Here is a 6,341-nt window from a genome sequence, read left to right on the forward strand (position 1 = left end):
CCGATAATGAAAAACATAAAACTTTCAGGCAAAAAGTTTTTCATTTTAGAGATTCTTTTTCTCATGATTCACTTATGGTTTTGCCAAATATTTTAAAATTGGCGGCTTAATTTTGCCAAACTCAAGATTTATATTTATTTTTTTTATTTTCTCTTCCGGTACTTGTAAAAATTCTTTGTCTCTCAAATCTGCTAAATGCTTTTTAATAAACTTCTCCACGGCAACAGCATTAACCATATATACGTTATCTTTATTTTCTTCCTTTACAAAATAAAATTCCTCCGTGGGACTTTTAATCCCAATCAGTAATGTATGTGACTCATTTTTCAGGCTGAATTTTATTCTATATCTTGGGACATCCAAGCCATACTGCTTCAGTCTCTGGTTCTTTTTCGTTATGTCTCTCTGGGCCGATAAAACAGCCAATTCAGAAATTATCCCGTCAATTGTTTTCTTAGATGCCGGCATTTCACAAGGGGTTATTATTTTCCAGTCTTTTTCCTTTTTCAATAAAAAGGTGGACTTATCTGACATATCCGTCAATTCCAGGGTCTCGAAATCATCCTTTATAAGATTAAATATATAAATCTTTTGTTCTTCCTCTTTATTTGTTTTTTTCTTTTCAATTAAAAAATAATAACTGATAAAACCAATAAAGATGACAAAAATCACTACCGTCGACTTAAACTGTTTCATAAACTTCTCCTTTTCCACCATATTAATCCTCCAATCCCCGCGACTAAAAAAGGAACAATAGCTAAACTGATTATAATAACCAGTTTTGACTGGTTTTTATTAAGTGCCAGCTTTTTAAAGTCCATTATTATAGGACGAATGCTTATTTTTTCAACATCCCCTGCCAGCCAGTTAATAGTATTTAAAAATAAATCTGTATTCCCCCTGCTTACAGTCATCCGGTTACTTATAAAATCTGAATCCCCAATTACCACCAATCTGCTTCCATCTGTCTTTTCTTCAAAAACGCGAGTCTCATACCTGCTTGTATCAGAATTACTTTCAGCTTTTTTCTTTTTCTCCACGGCAAGTGCCAAAGTCAATGGGCCTTTAATATCATTTTTGTCGAACTCGGGTTTTATATTGCCGAATTCTCTTTCTGCCCAGCTTTTTCCGCCTGTCTTTAATAACGGCTTCGCTTCCAGATAATCAGGTATTTTTTCCGATTTTGTAACTGTTCTTACCCCCGGCAATATAGCACTTGTTTTAACACGTATTAATTCATAGGTTATATCATGCGGTTCATACGCGGGAATAGGCGTTAACGGGTCATAAAAATATGAAACTTCCGGTTCAATAACAATATCATCTATTAACCCGACCCCCCATTTTTCAAGAATTTTATCTATTCCTTTGGCGGCAACAACCTGCGGGTCAATCATCAAAAACACCTTCCCGCCTTTTTCCAAATAGTCCTCTATTACTTTTAGTTCACGGTCCAAAAATAAATATTTCGGGCCGGGTATAACCAGGATTGTGTCTTTTTCGGATATATTGGAGTTCTTTGATAAATTAACTGATTTTACATCATAATTTTCCTTAAGAAGATAATCCTGTATTTTTGAGAGGCCGGGATCTTCCATGTCGCTTACCAAACGTTCCCCATGACCGATTAAAAAATAAACCGTCTTTTTCTTTTGACTTGTAATTTTCATAATATTGCTTGTAATTACCTGTTCTCCGTTAAATTTGGATGCCTCTCCGTGACCCATCATCCCGGAACCGAATTCATAAAGTTCTGTTTGATTAACTTGTGAATCGGATTTTCCGGATGAAAAAACAATAGATCCATATTTTGTAACTTTGAATTTGTCCGATAATGAAGGATTTTTATCTAAATCAACATTTATAACAGTTATAAATTTTGACTTGCGTATATATTGTTTCAAAATGTCATTCAAAAATTCATTTTTTGATTCGCCTTCCTTGGAAAAGATATATATATCTACTTCCTTTTCCAAATTTTTCAAAAGATTCAATGTCTGGGAAGACAAAGTAAAATTTTTGTTTGCTGTTAAATCGAACTGTTTGCTGTATCGGTATATTACCGCATTAATAATGAATATAATCCCCACTACGCTTATCGTTAATATAAAAGCATTTATTCCGTATTTAAACCTTCGGGCTTTAGAAAATTTATTTATACCGGTCATTAAAATTTACCTCCTTTTATTTCCATCTTTCTGCCTCAGTAACCTGATTGGTTAAAAATATAAATATAAAACAAAAACTTAAATAATAAAAAACATCCCCCACGTCAATTATTCCTTTTTCAAAATTTTTAAAATGCTCGGTTATTGATAATGAATTTAAAATATCTTTTAACCACTCAACAGGGACAAAGGCCGTTGCCCAACTGACCAGCCAGAGGAACAAAAGCAGTCCAAAACTTATGATTGCCGCAACGATTTGGTTTTCTGTCAGGGAAGAAGTGAATATTCCCAGTGAAATAAAAGCCGAGCCAAAAAGAAAAAGCCCTAAATATCCTGTGTAAATCGGGCCCATATCAGGTTTTCCGTATAGTTTTAAAAAAATCGGGAATTCTATTGTAAAAACCAGCATTATAAAATAAAGAGTGACAGTGGCAAAATACTTGCCAAGAATTATTTCATAATTTGTGAGCGGTGAGGTAAACAGAAGTTCATCGGTCCCTAATTTTTTTTCTTCAGCAAACAGCCTCATAGTTAAAATCGGAGATAACAAAAGCAGCACGAATCTCAAGTTGGCAAATAAAACACGGAGATTTGCCTCCTGCGTATAAAAAAGTATTACTGAAAAAAGATACCCCGCAATAACTAAAAAAATACAAGTTATTATATATGCGACCGGTGAAACAAAAAATGTTTTTATCTCTTTCTGGTATATAGGCAATATATTTTTCACTTTAATTTCCTCCATTAGATGTTTCTGTTAACTGCAGAAAAACTTCCTCTAAAGACACTCTAATCGGCCTTAATTCCATAATAACCATATTATTTTCAGCTATTAACTTAAATATCTTTTCACGCAAGTCAACTTCTAATTCGCTTTCAATCTGGAGATCGACTAACCCGTTTTCTTCTTTTAATAAATTTATTTTTTTAAGCCCCATTAATTTTTCGTTAAAAGTTTTCAATAAAACATCCCTTTCCCCTTTAACCTGTATAAATATTTTTTCCCTGCCCTGCACTCTCTTTGATAATTCTTTCTGTGTATCTATGGCAATAATTTTGCCTTTATCAATAATTAATACCCTTTCGCAAAGCTGGCTGACTTCCGGGAGAATATGAGAGCTTAAAAGTACCGTGTGTTTTTCTCCTAATTGTTTTATTAACTCTCTTATTTCAATAATCTGTTTCGGATCTAACCCGACAGTCGGCTCATCCAGTATTAATACCTTTGGATTATTAAGCAGGCTCTGGGCTAATGCGACTCTCTGACGGTATCCTTTTGACAAATGGCTGATAATCCTTTTGGAAACATCTTTTATCCGGACAGTTTCCATAACTTCTTCAATTTTATTGCTTATTTCACTATTTTCGATGTTTTTAATTTTAGCTACAAAATCCAGGTAAGAAAAAACGGACATATCTTCGTATAAAGGGGGATTTTCAGGCAGGTATCCAATCATACTCTTTACTTTCATTGAATCTTCAAACACATCATATCCTGCTATACGCACTGTGCCTGAGGTCGCCGGCAGGAAACATGCCAAAATTCTCATTGTTGTTGTCTTCCCCGCACCGTTTGGCCCTAAAAGCCCGAATATTTCTCCTTTTTCGACTTTAAAACTTATATCATCCACCGCTTTGGTAGGGCCAAAACATTTTGTTAAATTGCTGACTTCTATCATAATGCCTCCTAATAAAAATAATAAAGTTTATATTATATCAAAATTTTTTATAAAAATCAAAAAGGAGGGTTCCACCCCATACGCAGGCTTCAAGAATAATATTCAGGTTAACTTCAGCTGACATATGGGATGGAAGGGGGAAAATATAAAAATAATTTTCTATTTTTATGTAGTAATTATATATTAATGTTTATTAAAATATACTTAAAATAAAATTAAAATTCTCTAATATTCAGGGAATATTTGAATTAGATACCCGGCTTGATTTTTTACGCCGGATTGTTTAATGGGAGAGAAATAACAAAAGTGGTTCCTTTATTTGGCACGCTCTTTACATCAATTTTACCTTTATGCGCTTCAATCACCGACCTGGCAATACTTAATCCCAGGCCGAATCCCGGCTGCTGATTAAATTTTTTCAAGCGGTAAAACCTGTCAAAAATATAAGAAATCTCATTTTCCGGGATACCCGTACCGGTATCACTTATTGCCACATTAACATAATTATCCGTACTGGTTATATCAACCGATATGTTCCCGTTATGCGGCGTATACTTTATAGCGTTATCAAGAATATTCAGGAAAAGCCGTTTTAACTGGTTTTCATCTCCTGAAATAATTATTGATTTTTTTGACAAACAGCTTATACTTATATTTTTTTGCAGCGCCAGGACCTTTATATCATCTGCAATATTCTGCAGCAAACCGGCAATATCCAATCTTTTAATTTCAAGCATACCCACGTTTATTTCGAACCTGACAATAGTCAATAAATCTTCAACTATCCTGCTGATTCTGTTCACTTCTTCCAAATTGCTTTGAATAACGGATTCATATTCTTCTGTTGAACGTATTTTTTTTAAAGTAACCTCAAGTTCTCCCTTCAAAACAGCTAAAGGAGTTTTAAGTTCATGGGCAAAATCTTCAATAAACTGCCGTTGCGTGTTAAACCCATATTCAAGCCGTGCAAGCATCTGGTTAAATGTATCCGCCAGCCTTTTTATTTCATCTTTTGTGTCAGGTATGTCTATCCTTAGTTTTAAATTTTCAGTGGTTATCTGGTGTATAGTATGCACCATTTTATCAACCGGGTTTAATGCGATCTTTGCGAGAAAAGTCCCCAATACACCCGTTAAAATAACTGTAAAAGGCAGTAAAAACATCATTAACAGCCTTAACTTGCTCAAGGCCGCGTTTATTTTATTTATTTCCGCGTTTTCTATTTCTAAACGCCACTCTTCCCATGAATAATTATGCAGTTTATCAGCACTCTTAAAACCTGAATACAGCGCGGTATCAATATTTTTATACAATTTCCGGCTGAAATTATGATACAGTAAAATACTAAAAATAAATAATGTTACTGTCATTATCAGCATATACCAGAGTATAATTTTAAAACGAATAGATTTAATGAACATATTATTCTTTCAGAATGTATCCTCTTCCTCTTAATGTATGTATCATTTTGACTTTAAATCCTTCATCTATCTTGTTCCTCAGATAATTAACATATACATCAATCACATTTGTAAAAGTATCAAAATTTATGTCCCATACATGTTCTGAAATCATCGTTCTTGTAACAACCTGTCCCGCATTCCGCATAAAATATTCCAGCAAAGCAAATTCCTTTGATGTCAGGTCTATCTCTTTCCCTGACCGTGATACTTTATGTGATAATAAATCAAGAACTAAATCCCCCGCCTTAAGTTTGGTAATTTGTTCAGAATCATTTTTTCTCATTAATGCTCGGACCCGGGCCAAAAATTCTTCAAACGCAAAAGGTTTCGTCAAGTAATCGTTTGCACCCGCGTCCAGACCTTTAACCTTGTCCTCAACTCTGCTTTTTGCGGTAAGCATAATTATTGGTTTTCTGAATTTCTCTTCCCTTAATTTCCTGCATAATGAAACGCCATCCATATCAGGCAGCATTAAATCCAGCACGATTAAATCATATTCCTGGGTCGTTGCAAAAAAATGCCCTTTTTCAGCATTGTTCGCTATATCCACGGTGTATCCCTCTTCTTTTAGCCCCCGTTTAATAAATTCAGCAATTTTCTTCTCATCCTCTATAATTAAAATACGCATATTTTTATGCTCCTTAAACTAAAATATTATAACATAATCTACAAAAAAAAATGGGGGAAAACTTCCGTTTCCCCCCGCAGTAATTTGTGTGTGTAATTTGTATTTTTGGTGCCGGGAGTGGGATTTGAACCCACACGGGTTTCCCCATACGCCCCTCAAACGTACGTGTCTACCAACTCCACCACCCCGGCTTAAATGTGTCAAGTTAAATTTTTTAAAGAATGTTAATTATAACTCTAACCTGTTTTTTCGTCAACATAATTCGATTTTAATGGATGTAACCGGTCAGTTACCGGTGGAAATCAGGTAGGCGCAGGCTTTAGCCTGCGAGGAATCAAGTGAATAATAAATCTTAAAGACAACAGCAAAAAAAACCGAAGCAAAAGCCATAAAAAAAGGGAAT

Annotated in this window: 6 protein-coding genes and 1 tRNA gene; all 7 read right to left on the reverse strand. The window is 34.4% G+C overall.

Features of this window, described 5'->3' with window-relative positions:
- Window positions 1-72: 72 nt before the first annotated feature.
- Window positions 73-696 carry a DUF4340 domain-containing protein gene (locus AB1498_09640; GenBank protein MEW6088548.1) on the reverse strand — a complete coding sequence of 208 codons (624 nt, stop codon included), beginning with the start codon at window positions 694-696 and terminating at the stop codon, window positions 73-75.
- Complete coding sequence (locus AB1498_09645) at window positions 693-2,168, reverse strand: GldG family protein (protein MEW6088549.1); 1,476 nt, start codon at window positions 2,166-2,168, stop codon at window positions 693-695. The genes AB1498_09640 and AB1498_09645 overlap by 4 nt, the downstream gene beginning before the upstream one ends.
- Window positions 2,169-2,184: 16 nt before the next feature.
- Window positions 2,185-2,898 carry an ABC transporter permease subunit gene (locus tag AB1498_09650; GenBank protein ID MEW6088550.1) on the reverse strand — a complete coding sequence of 238 codons (714 nt, stop codon included), beginning with the start codon at window positions 2,896-2,898 and terminating at the stop codon, window positions 2,185-2,187.
- Window position 2,899: 1 nt separating this feature from the next.
- Window positions 2,900-3,847 carry an ABC transporter ATP-binding protein gene (locus AB1498_09655; protein ID MEW6088551.1) on the reverse strand — a complete coding sequence of 316 codons (948 nt, stop codon included), beginning with the start codon at window positions 3,845-3,847 and terminating at the stop codon, window positions 2,900-2,902.
- 269 nt (window positions 3,848-4,116) lie between these two features.
- Complete coding sequence (locus AB1498_09660) at window positions 4,117-5,268, reverse strand: ATP-binding protein (protein MEW6088552.1); 1,152 nt, start codon at window positions 5,266-5,268, stop codon at window positions 4,117-4,119.
- A 1-nt stretch (window position 5,269) separates the two neighbouring features.
- Complete coding sequence (locus tag AB1498_09665) at window positions 5,270-5,938, reverse strand: response regulator transcription factor (GenBank protein MEW6088553.1); 669 nt, start codon at window positions 5,936-5,938, stop codon at window positions 5,270-5,272.
- Between the two features lie 106 nt (window positions 5,939-6,044).
- A tRNA-Leu gene (locus AB1498_09670) sits at window positions 6,045-6,129 on the reverse strand.
- Window positions 6,130-6,341 lie beyond the last annotated feature (212 nt).

This window comes from bacterium, from assembly GCA_040754625.1.
In the GTDB taxonomy this organism is placed as follows: Bacteria; JACRDZ01; JAQUKH01; order JAQUKH01; family JAQUKH01; genus JAQUKH01.